General features: G+C 70.0%; 25 protein-coding genes. 15 read left to right on the top strand and 10 right to left on the bottom strand.

All coding sequences use genetic code 11. The annotated features are described in order from the left end of the window. Positions 1 to 4: 4 nt before the first annotated feature. A complete protein-coding gene (locus FGL15_RS01930) occupies positions 5 to 1000 on the top strand; it encodes a stage II sporulation protein M (RefSeq protein WP_138944737.1) in 996 nt (331 codons plus the stop codon). A 3-nt stretch (positions 1001 to 1003) separates the two neighbouring features. Here the strand turns inward: FGL15_RS01930 and FGL15_RS01925 are convergent, their stop codons facing one another. Next, positions 1004 to 1399, bottom strand: a complete 396-nt coding sequence (locus FGL15_RS01925) for a DUF5997 family protein (RefSeq protein ID WP_056012681.1) — start codon at positions 1397 to 1399, stop codon at positions 1004 to 1006. A 98-nt stretch (positions 1400 to 1497) separates the two neighbouring features. Here FGL15_RS01925 and FGL15_RS01920 point away from each other — a divergent pair, with 98 nt between their 5' ends. Continuing rightward, a complete protein-coding gene (locus FGL15_RS01920) occupies positions 1498 to 2364 on the top strand; it encodes a LysR family substrate-binding domain-containing protein (protein ID WP_138944736.1) in 867 nt (288 codons plus the stop codon). Between the two features lie 60 nt (positions 2365 to 2424). Here the strand turns inward: FGL15_RS01920 and FGL15_RS01915 are convergent, their stop codons facing one another. From FGL15_RS01915 to FGL15_RS01895, 5 genes are read right to left on the bottom strand one after another with little or no spacing between them, the layout of a single operon-like run. Continuing rightward, positions 2425 to 3732: a DUF58 domain-containing protein gene (locus tag FGL15_RS01915; RefSeq protein WP_138944735.1), complete on the bottom strand. Its 1308-nt coding sequence runs from the start codon at positions 3730 to 3732 to the stop codon at positions 2425 to 2427. After that, complete coding sequence (locus FGL15_RS01910) at positions 3733 to 4722, bottom strand: MoxR family ATPase (protein ID WP_079707257.1); 990 nt, start codon at positions 4720 to 4722, stop codon at positions 3733 to 3735. Beyond that, complete coding sequence (locus tag FGL15_RS01905) at positions 4719 to 5936, bottom strand: DUF4350 domain-containing protein (protein ID WP_138944734.1); 1218 nt, start codon at positions 5934 to 5936, stop codon at positions 4719 to 4721. Before FGL15_RS01905 ends, FGL15_RS01910 begins: the two co-directional genes overlap by 4 nt. Then, the gene (locus FGL15_RS01900; RefSeq protein WP_138944733.1) at positions 5933 to 6601 is read right to left on the bottom strand and encodes a DUF4129 domain-containing protein; all 669 of its coding nucleotides are present in this window, start codon (positions 6599 to 6601) and stop codon (positions 5933 to 5935) included. The genes FGL15_RS01905 and FGL15_RS01900 overlap by 4 nt, the downstream gene beginning before the upstream one ends. Continuing rightward, positions 6598 to 8088 (bottom strand): hypothetical protein, encoded by a 1491-nt coding sequence (locus FGL15_RS01895; RefSeq protein ID WP_138944732.1) that lies wholly within the window; start codon positions 8086 to 8088, stop codon positions 6598 to 6600. Before FGL15_RS01895 ends, FGL15_RS01900 begins: the two co-directional genes overlap by 4 nt. A 163-nt stretch (positions 8089 to 8251) precedes the next feature. Between FGL15_RS01895 and mtrA the strand changes: the two genes are divergently transcribed. The 6 genes from mtrA (at position 8252) to hpf (ending at position 13947) form a co-directional block, all read left to right on the top strand. Beyond that, positions 8252 to 8935 carry an MtrAB system response regulator MtrA gene (gene mtrA / locus FGL15_RS01890; protein ID WP_064295232.1) on the top strand — a complete coding sequence of 228 codons (684 nt, stop codon included), beginning with the start codon at positions 8252 to 8254 and terminating at the stop codon, positions 8933 to 8935. A 6-nt stretch (positions 8936 to 8941) separates the two neighbouring features. Then, positions 8942 to 10633 carry an MtrAB system histidine kinase MtrB gene (mtrB, locus tag FGL15_RS01885; RefSeq protein ID WP_138944731.1) on the top strand — a complete coding sequence of 564 codons (1692 nt, stop codon included), beginning with the start codon at positions 8942 to 8944 and terminating at the stop codon, positions 10631 to 10633. Then, entirely contained in the window at positions 10626 to 10805 is a 180-nt protein-coding gene (locus FGL15_RS01880) for a hypothetical protein (RefSeq protein WP_138944730.1), read from the top strand. The genes mtrB and FGL15_RS01880 overlap by 8 nt, the downstream gene beginning before the upstream one ends. Continuing rightward, positions 10802 to 12364 carry an LpqB family beta-propeller domain-containing protein gene (locus FGL15_RS01875; RefSeq protein WP_138944729.1) on the top strand — a complete coding sequence of 521 codons (1563 nt, stop codon included), beginning with the start codon at positions 10802 to 10804 and terminating at the stop codon, positions 12362 to 12364. The genes FGL15_RS01880 and FGL15_RS01875 overlap by 4 nt, the downstream gene beginning before the upstream one ends. A gap of 95 nt (positions 12365 to 12459) precedes the next feature. After that, complete coding sequence (locus tag FGL15_RS01870) at positions 12460 to 13161, top strand: ComF family protein (RefSeq protein WP_168223273.1); 702 nt, start codon at positions 12460 to 12462, stop codon at positions 13159 to 13161. Positions 13162 to 13302: 141 nt separating this feature from the next. Beyond that, a complete protein-coding gene (gene hpf, locus FGL15_RS01865; protein WP_064295235.1) occupies positions 13303 to 13947 on the top strand; it encodes a ribosome hibernation-promoting factor, HPF/YfiA family in 645 nt (214 codons plus the stop codon). Here hpf and FGL15_RS01860 read toward each other — a convergent pair. Beyond that, positions 13922 to 14542, bottom strand: coding sequence for a PadR family transcriptional regulator (locus FGL15_RS01860; RefSeq protein ID WP_138944727.1), 621 nt, complete (start codon positions 14540 to 14542; stop codon positions 13922 to 13924). The two genes, hpf and FGL15_RS01860, sit on opposite strands and share 26 nt — an antisense overlap. Before the next feature lie 226 nt (positions 14543 to 14768). Here FGL15_RS01860 and secA point away from each other — a divergent pair, with 226 nt between their 5' ends. Beyond that, positions 14769 to 17597 carry a preprotein translocase subunit SecA gene (gene secA, locus FGL15_RS01855; RefSeq protein WP_079707252.1) on the top strand — a complete coding sequence of 943 codons (2829 nt, stop codon included), beginning with the start codon at positions 14769 to 14771 and terminating at the stop codon, positions 17595 to 17597. 94 nt (positions 17598 to 17691) lie between these two features. Here secA and FGL15_RS01850 read toward each other — a convergent pair whose 3' ends face one another. After that, complete coding sequence (locus FGL15_RS01850) at positions 17692 to 18192, bottom strand: Rv3235 family protein (RefSeq protein ID WP_240773728.1); 501 nt, start codon at positions 18190 to 18192, stop codon at positions 17692 to 17694. A gap of 147 nt (positions 18193 to 18339) precedes the next feature. Here FGL15_RS01850 and FGL15_RS01845 point away from each other — a divergent pair, with 147 nt between their 5' ends. Further along, entirely contained in the window at positions 18340 to 18930 is a 591-nt protein-coding gene (locus FGL15_RS01845; RefSeq protein WP_138944726.1) for a hypothetical protein, read from the top strand. Between the two features lie 33 nt (positions 18931 to 18963). Here FGL15_RS01845 and FGL15_RS01840 read toward each other — a convergent pair whose 3' ends face one another. Further along, positions 18964 to 19260, bottom strand: a complete 297-nt coding sequence (locus FGL15_RS01840) for a helix-turn-helix domain-containing protein (RefSeq protein WP_138944725.1) — start codon at positions 19258 to 19260, stop codon at positions 18964 to 18966. 189 nt (positions 19261 to 19449) lie between these two features. On the opposite strand from FGL15_RS01840, the gene FGL15_RS01835 reads away from it, so the two are divergent. The 4 genes from FGL15_RS01835 to FGL15_RS01820 all read left to right on the top strand — a co-directional run bounded on the left by FGL15_RS01835 (position 19450) and on the right by FGL15_RS01820 (position 23554). After that, positions 19450 to 20106, top strand: coding sequence for an SAF domain-containing protein (locus FGL15_RS01835; protein WP_138944724.1), 657 nt, complete (start codon positions 19450 to 19452; stop codon positions 20104 to 20106). Next, positions 20106 to 21371, top strand: coding sequence for a P-loop NTPase (locus FGL15_RS01830; RefSeq protein WP_138944723.1), 1266 nt, complete (start codon positions 20106 to 20108; stop codon positions 21369 to 21371). The genes FGL15_RS01835 and FGL15_RS01830 overlap by 1 nt, the downstream gene beginning before the upstream one ends. Positions 21372 to 21580: 209 nt before the next feature. Further along, the gene (locus tag FGL15_RS01825) at positions 21581 to 21916 is read left to right on the top strand and encodes an Lsr2 family protein (RefSeq protein ID WP_085513359.1); all 336 of its coding nucleotides are present in this window, start codon (positions 21581 to 21583) and stop codon (positions 21914 to 21916) included. A gap of 138 nt (positions 21917 to 22054) precedes the next feature. After that, positions 22055 to 23554: a sensor histidine kinase gene (locus tag FGL15_RS01820; protein WP_079002802.1), complete on the top strand. Its 1500-nt coding sequence runs from the start codon at positions 22055 to 22057 to the stop codon at positions 23552 to 23554. Positions 23555 to 23631: 77 nt separating this feature from the next. On the opposite strand, the gene FGL15_RS01815 is transcribed toward FGL15_RS01820, so the two are convergent. Continuing rightward, a complete protein-coding gene (locus FGL15_RS01815) occupies positions 23632 to 23880 on the bottom strand; it encodes a WhiB family transcriptional regulator (RefSeq protein ID WP_056012627.1) in 249 nt (82 codons plus the stop codon). Positions 23881 to 24073: 193 nt separating this feature from the next. Between FGL15_RS01815 and FGL15_RS01810 the strand changes: the two genes are divergently transcribed. After that, on the top strand, positions 24074 to 24499 hold the full coding sequence (locus FGL15_RS01810; RefSeq protein WP_138944722.1) for a hypothetical protein: 426 nt from the start codon (positions 24074 to 24076) through the stop codon (positions 24497 to 24499). Positions 24500 to 24503 lie beyond the last annotated feature (4 nt).

The raw sequence follows: 24503 nt of genomic DNA, 5'->3' as shown, positions 1-24503 counted from the left end.
TGCGATGGACCTCGACGCCTACTCCGCAGCCCACCGCCAGGAATGGGACCGCCTCGACGCGCTCGGCAAGCAGCGGTTCTTCAGCGGGCCGGAGGCCGATGAGCTGATCGACCGCTACCAGGCCGGAGCGACCCAGCTCTCCGCGATCAAGACGACGGCCGGATCGACCCTCGTCGGCGACCGCCTCTCGGTGTCGCTGTCGCGGGCGCGCCTCCGGTTCACCGGCGCCAGCGCGAACGTGTTGTCGAGTGTCCCGCGGTTCTTCGTCCTGGCGCTGCCGGCCGCGCTCTACCGGGTCCGGTGGGTGACCCTCGCCGTCGCGGTCGCGACCGTCGTCATCGCGACCCTGTACGCCGTGTGGATCGCCGGCAACCCGCAGGTCCTCGCGAACCTCGGTACCGACACCCAGCTCAAGCAGTACGTCGAGGACGACTTCGTCGCCTACTACTCCGACAACCCGGCCGCGAGCTTCGCCGGTCAGGTCTGGACGAACAACGCGTGGATCGCCGCCCAGTGCGTGGCGTTCGGCATCAGCGGCGTCTGGGTCCCGTACATCATCGTCACGAACGCCCAGGGGGTCGGGCAGGCCGCAGGGGTCATGTTCGCCTACGGCAAGGGAGACGTGTTCTTCGAGTACATCCTCCCGCACGGCATGCTCGAGCTCACGGCGGTGTTCGTCGCGGCAGCGGCGGGTCTGCGCATCTTCTGGGCCTGGGTGGCACCGGGGCCACGGACGAGGGGCCAGGCGCTCGCGGAAGAAGGCCGAGCACTGTTCACGATCGCCATCGGGCTGGTGATCGTGCTCTTCGTCTCGGGGCTCGTCGAAGGCTTCGTGACGCCGGCACCGTGGCCGTGGGCGGTCAAGATGCTCATCGGCGGGGGAGCGCTCGCCGCGTTCCTGGCCTACATGTGCTGGTGGGGCGGACGCGCGTACCGCTCGGGCGAGCGTGGCGACCTGGCCGAGTTCGAGGCCGGCGCGAAGCGGATCGTCGCCGGCTGACGGCTATTCGCCGGCTTCGGATCGTGCGCGGCGCTCGGCGTTCCGGGCGTTGACCCGGGCGTTCTCGGCGTTCACCTCAGCGTGGACGGCACGCTCCTGGACGAGCCAGGCGGGCAGCGTGCGGAGCAGCTCCTGGATCTGTTCGGTGGTCAACGCCTCGGTGATCTCGGCGCGAGCCAGACCGGAGGTCGACACGCCCAACTTGCGGGCGACGACGTCGCGCGGGTGCGGTCCGTTCTTGCGGAGCTCGACGAGCCAGTCCGCCGGGTTCGCCTGCAGCTCGAGGAACGCCGACCGCGTGATCGGCTCCTCCTGGAACGACGCCGGGGTCGCCGGCAGGTAGACCCCGAGCTTCTTCGCCGCGGTCGCCGGTTTCATGATCTGTTCGCTCGCACCCATCCGCTCAGCGTACCTCGCTGCGGTGTCCTCGCCCAACCGGCCGGATCACCCGTCGACCGAGCTGCAGTAGTGTGGCAAGCCGAGCAGTGGAGGCTTCGATGGACAGGCAGGACGATCAGGTCGACGGGATCGAGGTCGGCGACGACGGGATCGGTGCCGACACGGTGCCGGAGATCGTCCCGCCGGCGCTGACCGTCGCCTACGCGCGCGGCGTGAACCCGGGGAAGTGGGCGCGCATCTGGAGCGAGCGCCGTCCGGACGACGAACTCCGTCTGATCCGGGTGGACCTCGACGACCAGCGAGCGGTCCTGGTGACCGGTGCGGCGGACGTCGTGCTCGCCCGGGTCCCGATCGACCAGGAGGGGCTGAACACGATCGCCCTGTTCGAGGAGCTTCCCGTCGTCGTCTTCGCAAAGGGCGCTGCCCTCGGAGCCGAGGACACGGTCGGGATGGCCGCACTCGCCGACGAGCAGCTCATCATGACGCCGCTCGTCCTCGAGTGGGCCGAACGTGCCGCCGCGCTCGGGTTCGACGCCCCGGCGACCCCGCTGACCGACGACCCGGAGGCCGCGGTCGAACTCGCCGCGTCCGAGGTCGGGATCGTCGTGGTCCCGCAGTCCGTCGCACGCCTGCACCAGCGGAGGGACGTGGAGTACCGTCCGATCGCCGACCTTCCACCGATCCCGGTCGTGCTGGCCTGGCCGCAGGACCGCGGGGACGAAGCCGTGGAGGAGTTCATCGGCATCGTGCGCGGCCGCACGGCCAACAGCTCGCGACGGGCCGCTCCGGCCGAGCAAGCCGCTGCTCCTGCACCGCAGCAGGCCGCGAGACGACGGAAGAAGCCGAAGGTCGGCTCGACCCAGGGCACCGCCGCCGGGACGAGCCGGGGCGCCCAGCTCGCCGCGCGCAAGGCCAAGCAGGAGGAACTCGCCCGGGAACGCCGCAAGAAGCGCAAGGGCCGCTGATCCGTCCTCCCGGGTCCCGCCGGCGCGCGGAGGGACCCCGTCGATCGGCGACGGATCGGGTTAGAGCCGACCGGAGGCCTTGAGCGCGATGTAGGCGTCGGCGAGCGCCGGGGGCAGGGTCTCGGGTGAACCGGTGACGACGTCGGCCCCGAGCTGTCTGATCGCCGCCGACACGCGTTCGATGTCCAGCAGGGCGCGTTCGGCCGCAGCGGCGCGGTACACGGTCTCGCGGTCGCCGCGGTCGCGCGTGGCCTCGAGGGTCGCCGGATCGACGACGCTCGTCACGACCACCGTGTGGCGCTGCGTGAGCTGGGGGAGGACGGCGAGGAGCCCGCGCGCGGCCCCGGGGGCGTCGATCGAGGTCTGCAGGACGACGAGGGCGCGCTGGTTCGTGATCTGTCTGACCTGGCCGGGGACGGCGTCCCAGTCGGTCTCGATGAGTTCCGGGTCGACGAGCGCCATCGCGTCGACCATCCTCGAGAGGAGTTCGGCACCGGTCGCGCCCTGGACCCGACCACGCACCCGACGGTCGTAGGCGAGATAGTCGATGCGGTCCCCGGCTCTCGTGGCGAGCGCGGCCAGGAGGAGCGCGGCTTCGAACGCCGTGTCGATGCGCGGCTCGTCGGCGATGCGCGCGGCGGAGGTACGGCCGGTGTCGGTGACGATGACGACCCGGCGGTCGCGCTCGGGCCGCCAGGTGCGGATCATGACGTCGCCGCGTCGTGCCGTGGCACGCCAGTCGATCGAACGGACGTCGTCGCCTCGCACGTACTCGCGCAGGGAGTCGAACTCGGTGCCCTGACCGCGGACCATGACGCTCGTCGCGCCGTCGAGTTCGCGGAGGCGCGCGATCCGGCTCGGGAGGTGCTTCCGGGAGTTGAACGCCGGCAGGACACGGAGATGCCCGGCGCTGTTCAGCGTCGCCTGTCGTGCGACGAGACCGAGCGGGCCGAACGACCGCACCGTGACCTGGGACACCCGACGCTCGCCCCGACGGAACGGGGTGAGCACCAGGCTGACGCTCCGCCGCTCACCGGGCGGGAGGTCGACGCGGAGCCGTTCGGTGGGCGCACCGGCGGACGGCTGCCAGGCGTCGCGCACCAGTGCCCGGACACGGCGACGTCCGCGGTTCGTGAGGAAGAGGATGCTCGTCGCCGAGTCACCGAGCCTGACGCGCGACGGCAGCTGCCGCTGCAGGACGATGTCGCGAGGCGAACCTGCGGCCACGAGGTCGAGTGCTCCAAACGCGGCTGCGAGGACGAGCCACGCGATGAACGCCGGAGCGGCGTCGCCCGTGAGCACGCCGAGCGCCACGATCGCCACGATGCCGAACGCGACGAGCGCGACGAACCTCCCGGTGACGGCCATCTAGATGGGCACCTGCACCTGCTGCATGATCGAGCGCAGGATCGCGTCGACCGAGACACCCTCGAGCTCGGCCTCGGGCCGCAGCTGCATGCGGTGACGCCACACCGGGAGGACCATCGTCTGCACGTGGTCGGGGGTGATCGACTGGTAGCCGCTCAGCCAGGCCCAGGCCTTCGCCGACGCGAGGAGGGCGGTCGTCCCTCGGGGGCTGACCCCGAGCCGGACGGACGGGCTCCGCCGAGTGGCGCGCGCGAGGTCGACGATGTAGGCGAGGACGTCGGCGCTGGCACCCACGCGTCCGACCTCGAGCTGCGCCGCCCGCAGATCGGCCGCGCCCATGACCGGCCTGACACCCGCAGCCGTGAGGTCGCGCGGGCTGAACCCGGCGGAATGCCGCCGGAGCACCTCCACCTCGACATCGCGCTCGGGCACGTCGAGGACGAGCTTCAGCAGGAAGCGGTCGAGCTGCGCCTCGGGGAGCGTGTAGGTGCCCTCGTACTCGATCGGGTTCTGCGTGGCGGCCACGATGAACGGGTCCGGGAGTGGGAGCGAACGGCCGTCGACGCTGACCTGGCGCTCCTCCATCGCCTCCAGCAGGGCGGACTGGGTCTTCGGGGGTGTGCGGTTGATCTCGTCGGCCAGCAGGATGTTCGTGAACACCGGGCCCTCGCGGAACTCGAACTCGCCGGTCTTGGCGTCGTAGACGAGCGAGCCGGTGACGTCGCCGGGCATGAGGTCGGGCGTGAACTGCACGCGCTTCGTGTCCAGACTGAGCGCATGGCTGAGCGATCGGACGAGCAGCGTCTTCGCGACGCCGGGCACGCCCTCGAGGAGCGCGTGGCCCTTGGCGAGGAGCGCGATGACGAGCCCGGTGACGGCGGCGTCCTGACCCACGACGGCCTTGCCGACCTCGACGCGGACCTGGGCGAGTGCTCGCCGGAGGTCGTCGGGGTTCGGTGCGGTGGATCCTGGCACGGGGGCGTCGGTCATGGATGGTTCCTTCCGGTGAGGTCCGTGGCGCGCGCGACGGCGGCTTCGAGATCGAGCAGGTGATCGGACAGGGAGACGAGGTCGGCGTCGCTCGTGGGTACGGCGTCGAGCAGGACGGACCGGACGTGCCGAGGGTCGAGCCCGGCGATTCCGGCGACCGTGTCGGCGACCTCGACGACGGAGGCGTGGCGTGAGAGGCCTGTGGCGACCGCGAGGCGGGACACGGTGCCGATCCGCAGCGCGTCGAGTGCCCGCTGGCGATTGCCGGAACGCTGGTAGAGGCGCGCGCGCCCCTCCATCGTCTCGCTTGCGCGGACCGCGACGGGCAGGTCCTCGATGACGAGCGGGCCGAAGCGTCGGCCGCGCCAGAACATGGCCAGGATCGCCGTGATGACGACGGTACCGGTGACGCCGGCGACCCAGCTCGGCGTCAGCTCGTCGAGGCTCGGGGGACCGGTGACGGGCACGTCGGCGAGGCTCGGCAGGTACCAGACCAACTGCTCGGAGGAGCCGAGCAGGCCGAGCGCCAGGGCGGCGTTCCCCGCCCGGTCGACGACGTCGTTCGTCAGGGCGTCGGCCGAGCCGAGCAGTACCCGTGCGCCGTCCGTCTGCGTCACGACCGCGCTCCCGCCGCTGTCGGCCGTGAAGCAGCCCTCGGCGTCGGCGTCGGTGGTCGTGTACAGCGTCCAGCCACCGGTGACCGTCCCGGCCCGCTCGGCGGTGGGGTCGCCGCAGTCGGACGACAGGACGTCGGCGGTGCCCGAGCTGCCCGCGAACGAGACGCCGGGGAACAGGGTGCGGAGCGCCGCGGCCCGGGGGGTGACGACGACGAGTCCGGCGTCGGCGTCGCTCAAGCGCTCGAGCTGCGAGGCGTCGAGCAGTCCGCTGGGATCGAACAGGAGGACGGTGCTGTCGGTGTCCTCGACCGCCTCGAGCGTCGCGTCGAGCGTGGTGGTCTCCGTCACGGTGACGCCCTCCTGGCGGAGCACCTGCGCGAGCGCGCGTCCGCCGTTCGGGGTCTGGTTGCCCGGGCTGAGCAGGGCCGCGTCGATCGACGCGCCTCGCGTCGCGAACATGAGCACGAGGGCGATCCCGACCGCGAAGACCGCCGCGATGATCCAGAACCGGTTCCGCCGCAGCCGGGTCCGCAGCCGTGGTGTGGCGACGTCGGGCTCGGGCTCCCGCTGCATCGTGGGCTTCGTCGCGAGCGTCACCGGACCAGCTCCTCGGGGTCGGCGAGGAGCCGCGGCGCGGCGGCGGAGAGCCGGGCGTCGAGCGCTTCGAGCTCCCGGTACTGTGCCTCGGTACCCGTCGCCTCGAGGTAGCGGACGGCGTCGAAGACGTCCGCAGCCTCCGCGAGCGCGCGTCCGTCCTGCGGGAACGCCGTCGCCGCCTGGGCGGCGAAACCGTGCGCCGTCGTGCCGGGGGTGACCACGACGATCGTCCGCTCGGACAGTCCGCGAGCGATCGCCCGATACAGCTCCTGGATCGCGAGGGTCCAGTCGCCGGCCGCGGCGGCTGCTCTCGCGTCCTGGCGCAACCGCTCGGCGGTCCGATCGTCGCGTTCGCCGAAGAGGTCGAGCTGACGGGCGCTCCGCCGGTTGAGGCGGGGGACGCCCCACACGATGAACGCGATGACGATCCCGACGACGACCACGGTCATCGCGATGATCGGGAACAGGCCGGTGAATGGGCCGTCGCCCGGCACCCGGAGGGAGTTCACCCAGTCCCAGAACGCCTTCGACACGATGTCCCACAACGACGGTTGTGCTGTCTGGTACTCGGGCTTCGACAGCTCACGCTGCAGGAGGTCCCGGGCGTCCGGTGCATCCGGGACGAGCGGGACGTCGAGGCGCGACGCGAGGAACAGCGGGCTCATCGGGTCGCTTTGCCTCCGGCGGCGGCGGCGGTGTCGAAGGGGTTGTCGACCGTCTCGCGACCGCCCGCGCGCGCCTCGACGAACCGCGCGAGGTCGAGGTCGAGACCCTCCTTGCGCATCCGCAGGTCCACATAGATGACCGCCGACGTGGCGCTGATGACGACGACCGTGATCGCACCGATGATGACGGAGACGAGCAATGACAGCCCCTGCGCGGCGATGGTGGCGACGATCATGGTCGCCTCCGAGTCCACCCCGACGAACAGCACGGGGACGAGACTCGCGAGCAGGCTGATCGGGGTCGCGACGACCTGCGACGCGACGCTGACGACCGAGGAGACGAGGAACTGGACGCCGAAGGTCCGCCAGAAATAGCCGTCGGTCAGGCGCCAGGAGCGAGCGAGCGAGGGGAAGACCTTGCCGTTCTCGAGGACGATGATGCTGGGTGTGAGGGAGAACTTCGTCCCGAGCCACACGGAAGCGGCGATCAGGACGAGCAGCGCGCCGATGCCCATGACCACCGTCAGGGCGACACCCGCGGTCCCGCCGAGACCGGTCAGCACGAATCCGAGACCCACCGCGACGGCGATGAACACCGTCACGACGCCGATCAGGAGGAAGGTGTAGCCGATGAGCGGCAGGAACCGCGCCTTCGTGCGACGCCAGAGCACACCGAGTGGCAGCTTCTCGCCGAGGGTGCCGCGAGCGACCTCTTGCGCGATGATGCCCTGCAGGATCGCGCTACCGGCGATCGAGACCGCCACGGGGATGAGGAAGGACAGGATGATGGCGGTGACGGCCCCCGCGCTGATGGCGTCCTCCTCGCCAGGGGCCGCTTGCGACAGCCGGCTCAACGAGAGCCAGGTGACGAGGCCGACGATGACGAGGGAGAGGACGGCGGTGAGACCTTGCAGGAGCAGGGCGCTCCCGAACGTCGCCTTCGGGTTGCGTCGCAGCACGAGGAAGGGGGCGCCGAACAGGTCGCTGAAGGACAGCGGCCGGAGCGGGATGAGCCCCGGCTTCGGCGGTGGTGCCCATCCCTGCTGGGGACCCGGGGCCCAGGTCGCACCGGTCGCGTACGGGTTCGCGTCGTAGGCGGCGGTCGGCGCCGAGGAGGGAATCCCGTACCCGGGCTGCTGAGCCTGGGGGTACGGCTGATACGGCTGGGTGTACTGGGGCGGGACCTGCTGCGGGTACGGCTGCTGGCCGTACACCGGCTGGGGGTACGTCGCCTGAGGCGGATACCCGGGCTGCTGCGGGTATCCCTGCTGCGGGTACCCCTGCTGCTGCGGATACGCGGGTTGCTGTGGGGCTCCCTGCGGCGGCAGCGGCGGATACCCGGGCTGCTGTGGATACCCCTGCTGCGGTGGCAGCGGCTGCGGTGTCGCCTGCTCCGGCGCCACCGGCTGCTGTGGCCCCTGCGGCGTCGCCCACGGGTTCGGATCCTGATCGCCCATCTCGCCCCCGGCTCGCTGTTCCGTGTCCATCAGCAACACCCCCTCGCCGTCTCGAACCCCTCCATGTTGTCACACCGAGCCTGCCCGCGACCGGCGGTTCGGCGGTTCTCCTGGACACTTCGACTACGCTGAGGCGAGACGTAAGGACACCGGTCAGGCAGCGCGGCCGGCCGGTCACACCCGAGACGGAGCTATGAACGCACGCATTCTCGTCGTCGACGACGACACCGCACTCGCCGAGATGATCGGCATCGTGCTGCGCACCGAGGGCTTCGAGCCGTCGTTCTGTGCGGACGGCGGCGGCGCGCTCCAGGCGTTCCGCGACACCAAGCCCGACCTCGTCCTCCTCGACCTCATGCTCCCCGGGATCGACGGGATCGAGGTGTGCCGCCTGATCCGGCAGGAGTCGGGCGTCCCGGTCATCATGCTGACCGCGAAGTCCGACACCGCGGACGTGGTGAAGGGGCTCGAGTCCGGCGCCGACGACTACATGGTGAAGCCGTTCAACCCGAAGGAGCTCGTCGCCCGGATCCGCACGCGGCTGCGCGCGCCGGCCGCCGACCTCGCGGAGACCCTCCGCATCGGCGACCTCACCGTGGACGTCGCGGGCCACGAGGTCCGTCGCGCCGACGGGGTCATCGGGCTCACGCCGCTGGAGTTCGACCTCCTCCTCGCACTGGCGAGCAAACCACAACAGGTCTTCACTCGCGAGATGTTGCTCGAACAGGTCTGGGGATACCACTACAAGGCCGACACCCGGCTCGTGAACGTCCACGTGCAGCGGCTCCGCGCCAAGGTCGAGGAAGACCCCGACAACCCGAAGATCGTCATGACGGTGCGTGGCGTCGGATACCGCGCCGGCGCGGTCACCGGCTGATCCGACATGGCCTCCCGACTCGCCGGCTGGGCGGCCGACTGGCGGCTGTGGCGGAGATGGCCGCAGCAGGTGCGCTCGCAGTGGCGGCGCTCGCTGCAGTTCCGGACGGTCGCCATCACGGTCGGCCTCTCCGGCCTCGCCATCCTCCTGACCGGCGCCTACCTCTCGTTCAGCATCGGCAACGACCTCTTCCAATCCCGACTGCAGCAGGCGCTCGGAGGCTCCGGTCGTGCCATCGCGTCCGCGCAGAGCATCCTCGACGCGTCCGACGCCAGCGAGCGCGTCGCCCTGCAGCAGCTCATGGGGACCGTGCGGACCGATCTCCAGACGACCTCCGGCAGCAGCCTCATCGCCGCCTACCGGGCTCCGGGCCAGGACTTCAGTCAGGTCACACCGCCGGGCTTCGAGTCCCCGGGGCTCGGTGGCGGCGTCATCTCCGACGCGCTGACCGCGGCGGTCCGGGCCGACCCGGACACGCTCCAGTGGCAGTCGGTCACCCTCACCGCGGCCGACGGCTCGTCGACGGCCGGCATCGTCGTCGGCTCGGAGGTCTCGATGCCGACCGCCGGCTCCTACGAGATCTACCTCGGCTACGACCTGAGCGAATCGGAGCAGACGCTCGGCTTCGTCCAACGGACCCTCTTCGTCGCGGGCGTCGGCCTCATGATCCTCGTCGGTGGTGCCGCGTGGTTCATCGTCCGCTTCGTCGCGACACCGATCCGGTTCGCCGCAGAGACGAGTCAACGCCTCGCCGGCGGCGACCTGGACGTGCGGATGCCCGAGAAGGGCGAGGACGAGCTCGCCATCCTCGCCCGCTCCTTCAACGGGATGGCCGCCAGCATGCAGAAGCAGATCAAGGAACTCGCGGAGCTCTCGCTCGTGCAGCAGCGGTTCGTGTCGGACGTCTCGCACGAGCTGCGCACGCCCCTGACGACCATCCGCCTGGCCGGCGACGTGCTCTACGACCAGCGCGACTCCTTCCCACCGGCCACCGAGCGGACAGCCGAGCTCCTCCATGACCAGGTCGGGCGGTTCGAGATCCTGCTGGCCGATCTGCTGGAGATCAGCCGGTACGACGCCGGGAGCATCGAACTCGAACTGGAACCGACGAGTCTCGTCCATCTCGCGGAGGAGGTCGTGGAGGAGCTCCGCCCGCTCGCGGAGCCGACGGGTTCGGACCTCCGGATCGTCGCACCGGGTGGCTACTCGGCGGTCCCGATGGACCCGCGGCGCATCCGGCGGATCGTGCGCAACCTCGTCGGCAACGCCATCGAGCACGGCGAGGGCAAACCGATCGTGGTGTCGGTGGACAGCAACGAGTCCTCGGTCGCGATCGCGGTGCGCGACTACGGCCAGGGCATGACGCGTGAGGCCACCGAGCGCGTGTTCGACCGCTTCTGGCGGGCGGACCCGTCCCGCAAGCGCACCATCGGCGGCACCGGGCTCGGACTCGCGATCTCCCTCGAGGACGCGGTCCTGCACGAGGGGTGGCTGGAGGTCTGGTCGGAGCCCGCCGCGGGCTCGTCCTTCCGCCTCACCATCCCACGCGAGCCCGGGACGGAGATCGTCCGCTCGCCCATCAGCCTGCCGCCCGACGATGCGATCGAGTCCATCGTCGACGAGCTCACCGCGCCGACGACGCGCTCACTCCCGACCGTGCGATCGGCCGACGACGACAAGGAGGATGCTCGTGGCTGACGTCCCCGCACCCGCACGATCGCCGAGACGCCGGTCCGCAGTACGTCGGATCGCTGCGGCGGCACTGCCGATGCTCCTCGTGGTGGTGCTCAGCGCCTGCGTGGGCATCCCGCGGGGCGGTTCCGTGCAGGACGGCGGCACGGTCGAGGGGACGGCGGCGACGTCGACGTGAACTTCATCGCGCCGGGCCCCGCCGAGGGGGCGACGCCGGAGCAGATCCTCCGGGGCTTCATCGACGCCGCCGCGAGCCCGCAGAACAACTACGAGATCGCGCGGGAGTTCCTCGCACCGGCGCTCCGGTCCGATTGGGATCCCGACGCCGGAGTGACCATCGACCAGGGCGGCCGCACGTTCGCCCCGGTCGCCGACACGGTGCAACTCACCGTCAGTCCCGTTGCGGCGGTCGACGACCGCGGTGAGTACCGCGAATCGGGGAACTCGTCGCCGCTGAGCTGGACCTACTCCTTCGAGCAGGTGCGGGGGGAGTGGCGGATCGCGGCCGCTCCGCCGGGCATCGTCCTCGAGTCCTCGACGTTCGCCGACGTCTTCGCGGCCTACTCCCTGAGCTATTTCGACCCGAGTTTCACCCGACTCGTCCCCGACCAGCGCTGGTTCCCCTCGCGGGCGTCGACCGCGACGAGGATCGTCGGGGCGTTGCTCGACGGACCGGCGGAATGGTTGAAGGGCGCGGTGGCGACGGCGTTCCCCGAGGGGACCTCGCTCACGAGCGACGCCGTTCCGGTCGAGGCCGGGACTGCGCGCGTGGACCTGACCAAACCGGCCCTGCAAGCGGACGCGGTCACCCTCCAGCGGATGCAGCTCCAGCTGAGCAGCAGCCTCGTGCAGCTGTCGGGCAGCGTCGGCGGGGTCGCTGCCGTCTCGAACGTCGCGATCACCGTCGTCGGCAACTCCACGCAGACGGTCTCGCCGCTGTCGCTGGCCGCACCGCGGGTCGACCCCCGGGCGCTCGTCCAGCGCGGGGACGAGTTCGGCTTCGCGTCGGGGAACCGGCTCGAGGCCGTGCCGGGGATCTCGACGGCGGTCGTGGCGGCCGGGGCCGACGCGGCCGTGTTGTCCGCCGACCATGACCAGGCAGCGGTCCGTTCCGCCGCCGGTGTCACGGTGATCCAGGCCGACGGCGACATCCGGCTCGTCGACAACCGCCAGGGGCTCCTCCCGCCGACGATGGACCCGTTCGGCTTCACCTGGACCGTGCCGGCGGCGGCGCCGTCCGCGCTGCTCGCGCACGACGCCGCGGGTGGCACGGTGCAGGTCGCGACGAGTTGGACCGGCGCGTCCACGATCGATTCGATCCAGGTGTCCCGGGAGGGTACGCGCCTCGTCGCGCTGCTCCGGGACGGGACGCAGTCGCGGCTCGTGGCCGCCGCGATCATCCGCGGTGACCGGAACGCGCCGTTGCGACTCGGCGACCCCGTCGAGCTCCGCGTGATGTCCACGGAGGCGACGACCGTCACCTGGGTCGACGACATCACCGTCGCCGTCCTGCTGGGCGGCGGTGACGGGACGACGATCGTCACGCAGCAGATCGGCGGCCGCTCCGCGCCCGTACCGAAGCTGGCGGACGTCACGAACCTGGTCGGGGGCAACGGACCGACGCAACTGCGGGCCCTCACGAGTGACGGTCGGCTGCTGTTGCCCCGTGGGTCGAGCTGGCAGGAGGCGGGTGGCGACGTCCGGTTCATCGCGACCCAGCTGGGGTCGCCCGACTGAGTGAGCGCGCTCCACAGCGCGTCCGGAGTGCCGGAGCCGTCTGCGTCTCGGACGGTGCACCTACGGACGCGCTGCGTGGGCGCGACCATCGGATGATGCGATCCTCGTCGAGTCGACCTGCGCCCCTCGCTCATGCCCGTGAAGCCTGCCTGGATGCGTGGGCCCTCCTGGTCCCGGTCACGTGCGCCGGGTGCGGTGCGCCGGACCGCGGGCTGTGCGACGACTGCCACGGGCGTCTGGTCCGGCCGGCGGCCTCCGATGACGACGCCGACCTCGTGCGGTGGACCGGTGCGGACGGCACCCCCGGTCTCGCCGCCCGTCGATACGACGAGTTCGTCGGCGCCGTCCTCCTCGCCTACAAGGAGGATGCCCGGACCGGCCTCGTCCGACCGCTGGCCGCCGCGCTCGAACCGGCGTTCCGGTCCGCCGTGCTCGAGACGAGCCGGGCGATGGGCGGCGTCTCACCGGAGATCGCGACGATCCCTGCCAGGCGACGCGCCGCCCGCGATCGGGGCTTCCACCCGGTGGAGCAGCTCGTGCGCCGGCTCGGCGCCAGACCGTCGCGCCCGCTGCGGTGGGCGCGGGAGCCCGCCGACCAGCGGGACTTCGGCCGGGCGGAGCGTCTGGAGAACCTCGCCGGGGCCCTGGTCGCGCCACGGCGGCTCGACGGGCGCCGCTTCCTGCTTGTGGAGGACGTCGTCACGACGGGCGCCACCGTCGGGGAAGCGGTCCGGGCGATGCACGACGGCGGTGGTCTCGTGGTCGGTGTCGTTGCCCTCGCCAGGGTCGGACCGTGAACGGACGACGGGTCACGAAGCCGGTAGATGAACGTTCCCTGAACACCGCTGATGACTTCCGCAGGCTCGGGCACTACGGTTGCAGAACGGCGTGAAAGGACCGCCCGGGACCGGGTGGTCAGCCGGATGAGGAGGTCGAACGTGGATATCAACATCGTCGGACTTGGACTCGGCATCACCGATCGGTTCCGCGAGTACGCGACCGAGAAGGCGGAGAAGGTCGCCCATCTGGTCGAGCAGGCGCAGTCGCTCGACATCAAGGTGTCCCGCCATCACGACGCCAACGGACGCAAGGGCGAGGACCGCGTCGAGCTGACGCTCGTCGGCCCCGGCCCGTTGGTCCGTGCGGAGTCGACCGGCTCCGACAAGTACGTGGCCTTCGATCTCGCGATCGCGCGGATGCTGGAGCGCGTCCGCCGCTCGAAGGACCGCAAGAAGGAGCACCGCGGCAAGCACCGCACCTCCCTGCATGCCGCCAGCAGCGAGGGGTTCAGCGGCGTCGACATCACGCCTGCCGCGCCGGAGCTGCTCGAGCAGGTCGCGACCGGCAGCGTCGCGACGCTGACCCACGAGGACGAGGAGCAGGAGGCGTACTCACCCGTCGTCATCCGCACGAAGGAGTTCCCAGCGGAGTGGATGAGCGTCGAGGACGCCGTCGACCGCATGGAACTCGTCGGCCACGACTTCTTCCTGTTCATCGACGCCTCGTCGGAGCGGGCGAGCGTCGTGTACCGCCGCAAAGGCTGGGACTACGGCGTGATCAGCCTCGAGGACGGCTCGAACTAGCGTCCTGCACCCCGACCGACGCGGTCGCCCGGTTCGCCGGGCGGCCGCGTCGTGGCATGTCGGTGCCGACCTCGAAGACGGCGTCGTGCACCCGCAGGCGTGCCGAGGTCGCCTCGAGCCAGTCGAGCTCGGCCAGGGAGCGTCGCCGTCTGGCTTCGAGCCCGATCCACGCGATGTCACCCTGCGGCGTCGAGGGGAGCGCCGACAGGGCCTCGTCGAGCTGCTGCACGAGATCAAGCGCCCACGCGCGTTGGACGGCGATGACCCCGAACACGTCGACGCCGTCGAGTGACGCCGCGAGGGCGACCTTGTTCGGGAGCTCGTCGCGCGAGGCGCTCGCCGTGACGGGTGACGCCCACCAGCGTTCGAGGACGTCGCGTCCGTCGGCGGTGATGCGGTAGAAGACATGCCCCTGCGCATCCACGGCGGCGCGCTCGACGAGCCCGTCCCGCTCGAGGCGATCGAGGGTCGCATAGGCCTGGCCGACGTTGAGCGGGGTGTCGGGCGTGGTCCGCCGGTCGAACTCACCGCGCAGACGGTACCCGTAGTCGTCACCGAGCGCGAGGATCGCGAGCAGACCGTGCTTGACCGACATCGAACCTCCAGGAAATACCTACGCCGTAGGTGTCGCCAGCCTAGTGACCCGTCCGTCCCGCGCTGCGGCGGCGCTCCGTCGACATCCGTCCGCCCCTCGATACACAGCGTCCACTCAAGGGACTCCCCGCTAACATGTTCAGAGGACTGCCCCGTTCTGGTGCACCCCGTCCGTCCCGGTCAGTCGACCAGGACGGAGATCAGGAACACGTAATGGAGAGCAATTCGTGGCCTCACCACTTGAGAAGATCCTTCGCGTCGGCGAAGGTCGCATCCTCCGGAAGCTGACCAGCCTCACGAAGGCGGTCAATGCCCTCGAGGACGACTTCACGGAGTTGAGCGACGAGGAGCTGAAGAGCGAGACCGTCGAGCTGCGCGAGCGCTTCGAGAACGGCGAGACCCTCGACGACCTCCTCCCCGAAGCGTTCGCCGCGGTGCGCGAAGCTGCACGCCGCACGATCGGCATGCGCCACTTCGACGTCCAGATCATGGGTGGTGCCGCGCTGCATCTCGGCAACATCGCCGAGATGAAGACCGGTGAGGGCAAGACGCTCGTCGCGACCCTCCCGGCCTACCTCAACGCCATCGCCGGCAAGGGCGTGCACATCGTCACGGTGAACGACTACCTCGCGTCGTACCAGTCGGAGATCATGGGGCGTGTGTTCCGTGCGCTCGGCATGACGACCGGCGTGATCGTCGAGGGTCAGACGCCGGAGCAGCGCCGCGAGCAGTACGCGGCTGACATCACCTACGGCACGAACAACCAGTTCGGGTTCGACTACCTCCGCGACAACATGGCGTGGCAAGCCAAGGACATGGTCCAGCGCGGTCACTTCTTCGCCGTGGTCGACGAGGTCGACTCCATCCTCATCGACGAGGCACGGACCCCGCTCATCATCTCCGGGAAGGCCTCCGGCGAGGCGAACCGCTGGTTCCAGGAGTTCGCCCGGCTCGCGGTGCGACTCGAGCCCGGTGAGGACTTCGAGGTCGACGAGAAGAAGCGCACCGTCGGCGTGCTCGAGCCCGGCATCGAGAAGGTCGAGGACTACCTCGGCATCGACAACCTCTACGAGTCGGCGAACACCCCGCTCATCTCCTTCTTGAACAACGCCATCAAGGCCCGCGCGCTCTTCAAGAAGGACAAGGACTACGTCGTGATGAACGGCGAGGTGCTCATCGTCGATGAGCACACCGGCCGCATCCTGGTCGGACGTCGCTACAACGAGGGCATCCACCAGGCGATCGAGGCCAAGGAGGGCGTCGCCGTCCAGGCCGAGAACCAGACCCTCGCGACCGTGACGCTCCAGAACTACTTCCGTCTCTACGAGAAGCTGTCCGGCATGACCGGTACGGCCGAGACCGAGGCGGCGGAGTTCATGTCGACGTACAAGCTCGGCGTCGTCCCGATCCCGACCAACCGCCCGATGCAGCGCATCGACCAGTCCGACCTCGTCTACAAGAACGAGGAGGCGAAGTTCGCGCAGGTCGTCGAGGACATCGTCGAGCGCCACGAGCAGGGCCAGCCGGTCCTCGTGGGCACGACGAGCGTCGAGAAGAGCGAGTACCTCTCGAGGCTCCTCGCCAAGAAGGGCGTCAAGCACGAGGTCCTCAACGCGAAGAACCACGCGCGTGAGGCCGCGATCATCGCCCAGGCCGGTCGACTCGGCTCGGTCACCGTCGCCACCAACATGGCCGGTCGTGGAACCGACATCATGCTCGGCGGCAACGCCGAGTTCCTCGCCGTCGCCGAGATGAACGCCAAGGGGCTCAGCCCGATCGACACCCCCGAGGAGTACGAGGCCGCGTGGGACGAGGTCTTCACCGAGGTGAAGGCCGCGGTCAAGGAGGAGGCCGACAAGGTCATCGACGCCGGCGGACTCTACGTCCTCGGTACCGAGCGCCACGAGTCGCGCCGCATCGACAACCAGCTGCGCGGTCGCTCCGGTCGTCAGGGCGACCCGGGTGAGAGCCGGTTCTACCTGTCCCTCACCGACGACCTCATGCGCCTCTTCAACGCCGGAGCCGCGGAGAGTCTCATGGGGCGCCAGAACGTGCCGGACGACCTCGCGATCGAGTCGAAGATCGTGAGCCGCGCGATCCGCAGCGCCCAGTCGCAGGTCGAGGCGCGGAACGCGGAGATCCGCAAGAACGTGCTCAAGTACGACGACGTCCTCAACCGGCAGCGTGAGGCGATCTACTCCGACCGCCGCCACATCCTCGAGGGCGACGACCTCCACGATCGTGCACAGCAGTTCCTGGAGAGCGTGGTCGACGACGTCCTCGACGAGCACACCGGCGAGGGCAACGGCGACGACTGGGACTTCGATGCACTCTGGGCCGAACTGAAGACGCTCTACCCCGTCGGCCTGACGATCGACGAGGTCGTCCAGGAGGCCGGGACGAAGGGGCGGATCAACCGCGACTTCATGCGCCGCGAGATCCTCTCCGACGCCAAGCTCGCGTACACCAACCGCGAGGAGTCGCTCGGTGCCCCGGCGATGCGCGAGCTCGAGCGCCGCGTCGTCCTCCAGGTGATCGACCGCCGCTGGCGCGACCACCTGTACGAGATGGACTACCTGAAGGACGGCATCGGTCTCCGGGCCATGGCGCAGCGCGACCCGCTGGTCGAGTACCAGCGTGAGGGCTACGCGATGTTCCAGCAGATGATGGGACAGATCCGCGAGGAGAGCGTCGGCTTCCTCTTCAACCTTGAGGTCGAGGTCGCCGGCGAGGTCGATGCGGGCACCGCTGCACCGGCGATCACGGCCAAGGGCCTGACACAGGAGACCCCCGACACCGAGAAGCTCAGCTACTCCGCTCCGAGCGAGCAGGGTGGGGTCGAGGTCCGCAACCAGCGCGGGCAGATCGAGAAGGCGGCCACCGAACGCGCACAGCGTCTCCAGCAGACGAACCGTCCCGCCGGTGATGCGGCTCCCGCCACGAAGGCCGCCCCGGCCGCGAAGGCGTCGCGTGGGGCCTTCGGTCAGCAGTCCGAGGCGCCTGCGGCTGCTCCGAGCAACCGTTCGGACCGTCGCAAGCAGGGCAAGAAGAAGTAAGCCCACGCCGGCACGAACGGGAGCCCTCCGGACCATGGTGACATCGGTTCGGAGGGCTCCCGTCTGTCGGGTGCGGGCGGATGTGCAGCGGCGGTCAGAGTACGCTCACCGAGGTCGCCCGCCAGCGGCCGTCCAAGCCCTCCAGGCGGATGGCCACGGCTCGGGACCGCGCTCGTCCGTGGACGATGACCACGGACTCGACGACGCCGTCGCGTGGCTCGGAGATGGTCACGGTGCCGATGGAGACGACCGGGACGGTGCCCGGGACGCCGCGGACGCGCCGTGCCCGTTCGGCGAGGATCACGCGCTTCAGCAGGACGGTGTGCACGTCGGCGGTGATCCACCGCGCGAGCTGCGTGAGGTCCCGGGCTCCGGCGATCACCTCGATCACGCTCCGTGTGAGGTTCTCGAGCAGCGGTCGCGGATCAGGGAGTTCGGCTCGGGGCGCCGGTTGGGGCGCGAAGTAGTCGTCCGCACCGGTGCGCGCGGCCGCCCGCACCTCCGGCGTGCGTCGCTCGGGGAGCGGAGGCGCCGGCCGGAGGCGAGCCGTGCGTGCTTCGGGCTCGTCGTCGTCGTGCCGGGCAGCGGTGCTCATAGGGCCTCCGAGGGGTGCGAGGCCGCCGCGAGTCGGGCGACCAGAATCTGACATGTCACACTCATCATGTCAGTTCACCCGTGTCGAGGACCAGAGGTCTGTGGAGAACGCAGGACGCGGCCGCGCTCGGCGCACTACCGTCGGCGTATGCGCTGGGACAGCCTGTTCGACGATCTCGCCGGTCAGCTCGACGATGAGCTCGCCGTCGACGACGACGCCGTCCGCATCGAGGCCGAGCGGCTTCGGCGTGGGCGTCTCACCCTTCGCGAGCGGCTGGTCGCCCTCTGCGCCGATGCCAGTGCACCAGGACCGCTCGTCGTCGAACTCGTCGACGGGACGACCTGGCGGCTGCGGGTCCGGAGCATCGGGAAGGACTGGTTGCAGGCCGATTCCGGTACCCAGGACGGCCGGGAGGTCGTCGTCCCGCTCGATGCCATCGCGGCGGTCGCCATGACCCAGACCCAGATCGATTGGAGTCTCGACGACGTCGTGGTCCGCGAACCGCAACTGCTCGACCGCCTGACCGTCTCGTTCCTGCTCCGTGATCTGTGCCGGCGCCGTGCTGCAGTGGTCGTTCGGACCCGGACGGGGAGCTGGGCGGGCACGATCGACCGGGTGGGCCGCGACCATCTGGATCTGGCCGTCCACGAGCCGGGGTCGCCGCGCCGCAGCCGGAGCGTCGAGCAGATCCGCGTCGTCGTGCTTTCGGAGGTCCTCATCGTCGAGCGGGCTGACTGAGGCGTGGAGTCGGGCGCCTGCCAGGGTCGGGGCTCAGCCGAGGGGTGGCACGGGCCGGAGTATCGGCGCGCCGGAGAACTCGGCGAGTTCAGTGAGCTGGGCCTGATGCCAGAGGCCTGCACGACGTGCCTCTTCGTACTGACCGCTGATGAAGGCTTCGAGTGCCGGGAACTCGATGCGCCACGGTCCGCTGCGCCCGATCCGGATGGCGGGCAGCTCACCGCTCGAGATGAGCTCGGCCACGTGCTGGGCCGAGACGTTCAAGACCTCGGCCGTGTCGGCGACGGTGAGGAAGCGACCGAGCGGGGCCGCATCGCGCTGCGATTCCATTCCTCGATTATCCTCTCGCGCGAGCATCGTCCGCCGGGCTGTGGATAACTTCGGCGCGATGTCCGGAGCCCGGGCAGCATGGGACCGGAGGTGGCGCGCGGGGTGCCCATGAAGGAGGAGACGGTGCGGGGAAGCGAGCGGGGACACGGATCGGAATCGGGAGGAGCGCGAAGCGACGGCGGCGAGCGGATGAGCGACCGTCTCACCGGACTGCGTCATGGTGTCGGCGGACGGCAGGTGTCCCGGTCGCGCATCTGGGTGGACCCACGCTTTCTCGTGGGCCTCATGCTGGTGGTCGCGTCGATCCTGGGGGTGTGGTGGCTCGTCACGACCTCGAGCCGGACGACCCCGGTGTATGCGGCCTCCGAGACGCTGACGCCCGGAACGCGGCTCGACCGCTCCTCACTCCAGGTGATCGACGCACGTTTGGGATCGGTCGAAAGCGGATACCTCGGAGCCGGAGCGGCACCGCCGTCGGGAACCGTCGTCACGCGGACGATCGCTGCGGGGGAGCTCGTGCCGCTCGACGCGCTCGGCGAGGCGAGCGCCGTCGGCGTGACCACGCTCGTCGTCGAACCGGCCGGACGGCTCGGCGCCGACATCGTGCCGGGAACCGTCGTCGACCTCTGGGCGGCCGCGCCGGACGGCGACGGGTACGGAGTGCCGGAGGTGCTGGTCTCGGCCGCGACGGTCGTCCGGGTCGGCGAGGACGAAGGGCTCCTGTCCGGCCGCGGCTCGGTCGCGCTCGAGCTCGCGGTCCCACGCTCGGCCGTCGCGACGGTGCTCTCGGCGACGGCGGCGGCGCACCTCCTGTCCGTGGTCCCCACCGAGCCCGGCGAACGCTGATGCTGCGCGTCGGACTCGCCCTCGATCCGCGGGTCGAGGGAGAGATCCTCGCGACGATGCTCGACCTCGGACACCGCGTCGCCTGGCGCTGTCACGACGGCGCCGAACTCGACGAGCGCATCGGTGCCGGGACGCCCGTCGACGTGCTGCTCGTGTCACCCGGGGCCGACCGCCTACGCGCCGAACTCATCGACCTCGCGGACCGCGTGGGCACGAGGGTCGTGGCCCTCGCGTCCGGCGAGTCCGAACGACGCCATGCAGCTGGGCTCGGTCTGGTCGACATCGTCCTCCTGCCGGTCGATCCCGAGGAGCTCGATCGGAGCATCGCGCCGCTCGACCTCGGCGGCGACAGCCCTCGTCCGGCCGCCCAGGCCGCCGGGCGGGTCATCGCGGTGTGGGGCGCGGCCGGGTCGCCCGGCACGACCACCGTCGCCGCGGGCATCGCCAGCGAACTCGCCGCGCGCGGACGCCGGGTCGTCCTCATCGACGCGGACACCTACGGGTCATCCGTCGCGGCCATGCTCGGCCTTCTCGACGAGGCGCCCGGGTTCGCCGCGGCCTGCCGATTGGCCGGAAGTGGGGCGCTCGACATCGAGCAGCTCGAGCGGATCGCGGTCGTCCATCCGTCGCCGTCCGGCGCGTTCCGGGTCCTGACCGGCATCTCCCGTGCGGCACGCTGGACGGAACTGTCGACGGAGCGCGTCGCGACAACCATCGAACGGTGCCGGGCGTGGATGGACGACATCGTGATCGACACGGCGTTCTGCCTGGAGGCGGACGAGGAGATCTCGAGCGACCTGTTCGCGCCCAGACGGAACGGGGCGGCGTTCGCCGTCCTCGGCTCCGCGGACCGGGTGGTGGAGGTCGGTGCGGCCGACCCGGTCGGGGTCACGAGGCTGCTCCGCGGGCACGCGGAACTCGTCGAACTCGTCGACCCGTCGCGCATCTCGGTGGTGGTGAACCGGCTGCGTGGCGTCGCGCTCGGTACCGGCCCGGCCGGTCAGCTGGCGTCCACGCTCTCCCGCTTCGGCGGGATCGAGGCGGCCGCGCTCCTGCCGGAGGACCAACGGGTGGTGGACGCCGCGGTGATCGCGGGGAGGACCCTCCGCGACCAGGCCCCGCGCGGGGCGCTTCCCGTCGCGTTGCGGCGGTTCGTGTCCACCGTCCTCGACCAGGAGCCGGCGCCGGTGCGGGACCGCTCGCGGCGCTCGTCGGGTGGAGCACGTGGGCGTCGTGCGCGGAGTCGGTCACGCCGAGCGGAATAGTCTCGACGGAGTCACTCAATACAATTGGGTGATCAACCGAATATGCATTTGCTCGCCGATATATGCATCTGCATTCTTCTCTGACGCATCGTTATCCGTTGGGTGATGAATTACTCCGGTATCGTGTCGGTATTCAGATTCGCTTCGTGGTTTTCGATATGATCGGATAACCGTCGGACTCACCACGGATATCTTCAGGAGGACCCCCCATGGCTCAGAAAGTCATCACCACATACATCGACGATCTCGACGGCAGTGAACTCGCTTCCGGTGCAGGAGAGACCGTCCGGTTCGCGATCGACGGAACCGAATACGAGATCGATCTCGGTGCAGACAATGCGAAGAACCTCCGCGAGTCGCTGAAGCCCTACATCGGAGCCGGACGCCCGGTCAAGCGTGGGCGCCGCACCTCGAGCACCAGCACCCGCAACAGCGCCGAGAACCTCGCTGCGATCCGCGAGTGGGCCGCGAAGAACGGGCACGCCGTGTCGTCGCGCGGACGCATCCCCCAGGCGGTCCAGGACGCCTACCGCGCAGCCAACTGACGCATCGCGTCCGGCGACGGCGCTCAGTGGCCCCCACGGGCCGCTGAGCGCCGTCGCCGTTCCATGCCTGCCCTACCAGTGGTCGTCGGGGCACGCCCGGCGCACTCGGTGTCGGCCGGCCGAGCCTAGACTGGAATCGTGTCGACGCTCAGTGATCTCGTTCTCGCCCAGGGCCGCTCCAGTGCGGCCGACGTGGAGTGGCTGCACATGCTGCTCGCGGACAGCCAACTCCTCGCGGATCTGGCGTTCGCCGATATCGTCATCTGGGTACCGACCGATTCCGGCAGTTTCATAGCGGTCGCGCATTCACGTCCGTCGAGTGCCGCGACACTCTTCTATCGCGACTTCGTGGGTCAATCCATCAAGCAGGAATGGCGCAAGCAGGTCACCGACTGTTTCGAGAGCGGACGGATCATCGAGTCGTCCGCACCGGACTGGTATGAGGAGACCCCGACCAGGGTTCGGGCCGTACCCGTCGCCCGCCGGATATCTCCGACCGAGACGACCAATGCCGACGGACCGATCGCAGTCATCACCCGCCACACCAATCTCGGTGAGGCTCGCACGCCCAGCCGCCAGGAACTCACCTTCAACGACTGCGCGAGCGACCTGTTCGAGATGATCGCGGTTGGCGACTTCCCGGATCTCGGAGCGCCGACCGGACCGCGCCGGGGCGCGCCGCGCGCGAGCGACGGCCTGATCCGTCTCGATGTCGACGGTACCGTCACCTTCGCCAGCCCCAACGCGCTCTCGGCCTTCAATCGGATCGGATTCGCCGAGGAACTCGAGGGCGAGTCGCTCGCGGACGTCACGACCCATCTGCTCTCCGGGACGGGGACCGTCACCGTCGACGAGTCCCTGCCACTCGTCGTCACCGGTCGGGCGCCGTGGCGGACCGACATCGAGGACAAGGGCGTGACGGTCTCCCTCCGGGCGATCCCGTTGCGGAGCCGCGGCGAGCGGGTCGGCGCGATCGTGCTCTGCCGCGACGTCAGCGAACTGCGTCACCAGGAGCAGGAACTCATCACCAAGGACGCGACGATCCGCGAGATCCACCACCGGGTGAAGAACAACCTCCAGACGGTCGCGTCGCTCCTGCGGATCCAGGCCAGGCGGACGCACTCGGAGGACGCCCACGACGCCCTCACGCAGGCCATGCGACGCGTGGCCGCCATCGCGGTCGTACACGACACGCTGTCCGAGGGGCTCAATCAGAACGTCGACTTCGACGAGGTCTTCGAGCGCGTGCTCCTGCTCATCGCCGAAGTGGCGAGCTCGCACAACACCACGGTCCGCCCGAAGTCCTCCGGATCGTTCGGCGTGCTCCCGAGCGAGTACGCGACGCCACTCGCCCTCGCGCTCACCGAACTCGTCACCAACGCGGTGGAGCACGGCCTCAATGGCCGCGACGGCGACGTGGAGATCACGGCCGACCGCACGGACGAGCTGCTGAGCGTGCAGGTCCGCGACAACGGCGTGGGGCTCCCGGAGGGGAAGGTCGGGTCAGGTCTCGGCACCCAGATCGTGCGGACGCTCATCCAGGGTGAACTGGGCGGGACGATCGACTGGCACACGCTCATGGGGAGCGGAACCGAGGTCACGATCGCGATCCCGATGCGCTGGGTCGCCAAGAGCTGAGGTCCTGGGCCGTCGCGAACGGCCGCAGACATGCGAGAACCCCGGGGCCGTTCGGCACCCGGGGTTCTCGTCTGCGACTAGGAGGCGCGGCGTGCGCGAGCCGCGCGACGCTTGAGGGCGCGACGCTCGTCTTCGCTGAGGCCGCCCCACACACCGGAGTCCTGGCCGGTCTCGAGCGCGTACTGGAGGCACAGCTCCGTGACACTGCAGGTGGCGCACACGGCCTTCGCCTTGTCGATCTGATCGACCGCCGGACCGGTGTTCCCGACCGGGAAGAACAATTCCGGGTCGACGGTCAGGCAGGCAGCTTTATCGCGCCAATCCATAGGGGAGCTCCTTTTATTGCATGGTGAGATTTCTTCAACCGAGTGAGGGGTCTCGGGAAGCGAAAGCCGAAATGCGAGGGGGATGATCGTCCGGGATTCGGGATCTGTCCACACCCTCGTGGACCTCATGTCGGCCTCAAACATGGTTTCATATCGGTAAGAGCAAATCAATAGTCAAGTTTGGGTGAACCCTGTGAGTACCGATCGAAACGCCGCCTCCGCTCCGAACCCAGGGAGGCATCGTCAGCCCGCGGTGCTGGCCTTCATCGTCCTGCTCGTCGCAGAGGCGCTGCTCATGATCGGGCTCTCGGCGTGGTTCCTCTTCGAGCTGGTCGCGGCGACGCCGGCCTCGTTCACGAGCGCACTGGCGATCTTCGTCATCCTGCTCATCGCCACGGCGTTCGTCACGGCGCTCGCCCTCGGCGCGATCCGCGGACGGAGCTGGATCCGCGGGGGAGCGGTCACCTGGCAGCTCGTGCAGATCGCCGTCGCCGTCGGCGCGTTCCAGGGGGCCTTCGCGCAACCCGCGATCGGGTGGTTCCTGCTGTTGCCGTCGCTGGCCGTCCTCGGTCTCCTGTTCACGCCGGCGGTCGCCGCCGTGACCCGACGCGAGATCTGAGCGC

It is taken from the genome of Plantibacter sp. M259 (assembly GCF_006065115.1).
GTDB lineage: Bacteria > Actinomycetota > Actinomycetes > Actinomycetales > Microbacteriaceae > Plantibacter > Plantibacter auratus.
Note: the sequence above shows the minus strand (reverse complement) of the source record. Positions and strands in the feature narration are given on the sequence as shown.

Bases quoted from the DNA above. Each gene is read 5' to 3' on its own strand.
- mtrA (WP_064295232.1), top strand. From the start codon at position 8,252: ATGAACGCACGCATTCTCGTCGTCGACGACGACACCGCACTCGCCGAG.
- FGL15_RS01835 (WP_138944724.1), top strand. From the start codon at position 19,450: ATGAGCGACCGTCTCACCGGACTGCGTCATGGTGTCGGCGGACGGCAG.
- FGL15_RS01815 (WP_056012627.1), bottom strand. From the start codon at position 23,880: ATGGATTGGCGCGATAAAGCTGCCTGCCTGACCGTCGACCCGGAATTG.
- FGL15_RS01925 (WP_056012681.1), bottom strand. From the start codon at position 1,399: ATGGGTGCGAGCGAACAGATCATGAAACCGGCGACCGCGGCGAAGAAG.
- FGL15_RS01825 (WP_085513359.1), top strand. From the start codon at position 21,581: ATGGCTCAGAAAGTCATCACCACATACATCGACGATCTCGACGGCAGT.
- FGL15_RS01920 (WP_138944736.1), top strand. From the start codon at position 1,498: ATGGACAGGCAGGACGATCAGGTCGACGGGATCGAGGTCGGCGACGAC.
- FGL15_RS01910 (WP_079707257.1), bottom strand. From the start codon at position 4,722: ATGACCGACGCCCCCGTGCCAGGATCCACCGCACCGAACCCCGACGAC.
- FGL15_RS01860 (WP_138944727.1), bottom strand. From the start codon at position 14,542: ATGTCGGTCAAGCACGGTCTGCTCGCGATCCTCGCGCTCGGTGACGAC.
- FGL15_RS01895 (WP_138944732.1), bottom strand. From the start codon at position 8,088: ATGGACACGGAACAGCGAGCCGGGGGCGAGATGGGCGATCAGGATCCG.
- FGL15_RS01840 (WP_138944725.1), bottom strand. From the start codon at position 19,260: ATGGAATCGCAGCGCGATGCGGCCCCGCTCGGTCGCTTCCTCACCGTC.
- FGL15_RS01900 (WP_138944733.1), bottom strand. From the start codon at position 6,601: ATGAGCCCGCTGTTCCTCGCGTCGCGCCTCGACGTCCCGCTCGTCCCG.
- FGL15_RS01915 (WP_138944735.1), bottom strand. From the start codon at position 3,732: ATGGCCGTCACCGGGAGGTTCGTCGCGCTCGTCGCGTTCGGCATCGTG.
- FGL15_RS01850 (WP_240773728.1), bottom strand. From the start codon at position 18,192: ATGAGCACCGCTGCCCGGCACGACGACGACGAGCCCGAAGCACGCACG.
- FGL15_RS01930 (WP_138944737.1), top strand. From the start codon at position 5: ATGGACCTCGACGCCTACTCCGCAGCCCACCGCCAGGAATGGGACCGC.
- mtrB (WP_138944731.1), top strand. From the start codon at position 8,942: ATGGCCTCCCGACTCGCCGGCTGGGCGGCCGACTGGCGGCTGTGGCGG.
- FGL15_RS01845 (WP_138944726.1), top strand. From the start codon at position 18,340: ATGCGCTGGGACAGCCTGTTCGACGATCTCGCCGGTCAGCTCGACGAT.
- FGL15_RS01830 (WP_138944723.1), top strand. From the start codon at position 20,106: ATGCTGCGCGTCGGACTCGCCCTCGATCCGCGGGTCGAGGGAGAGATC.
- FGL15_RS01870 (WP_168223273.1), top strand. From the start codon at position 12,460: ATGCGATCCTCGTCGAGTCGACCTGCGCCCCTCGCTCATGCCCGTGAA.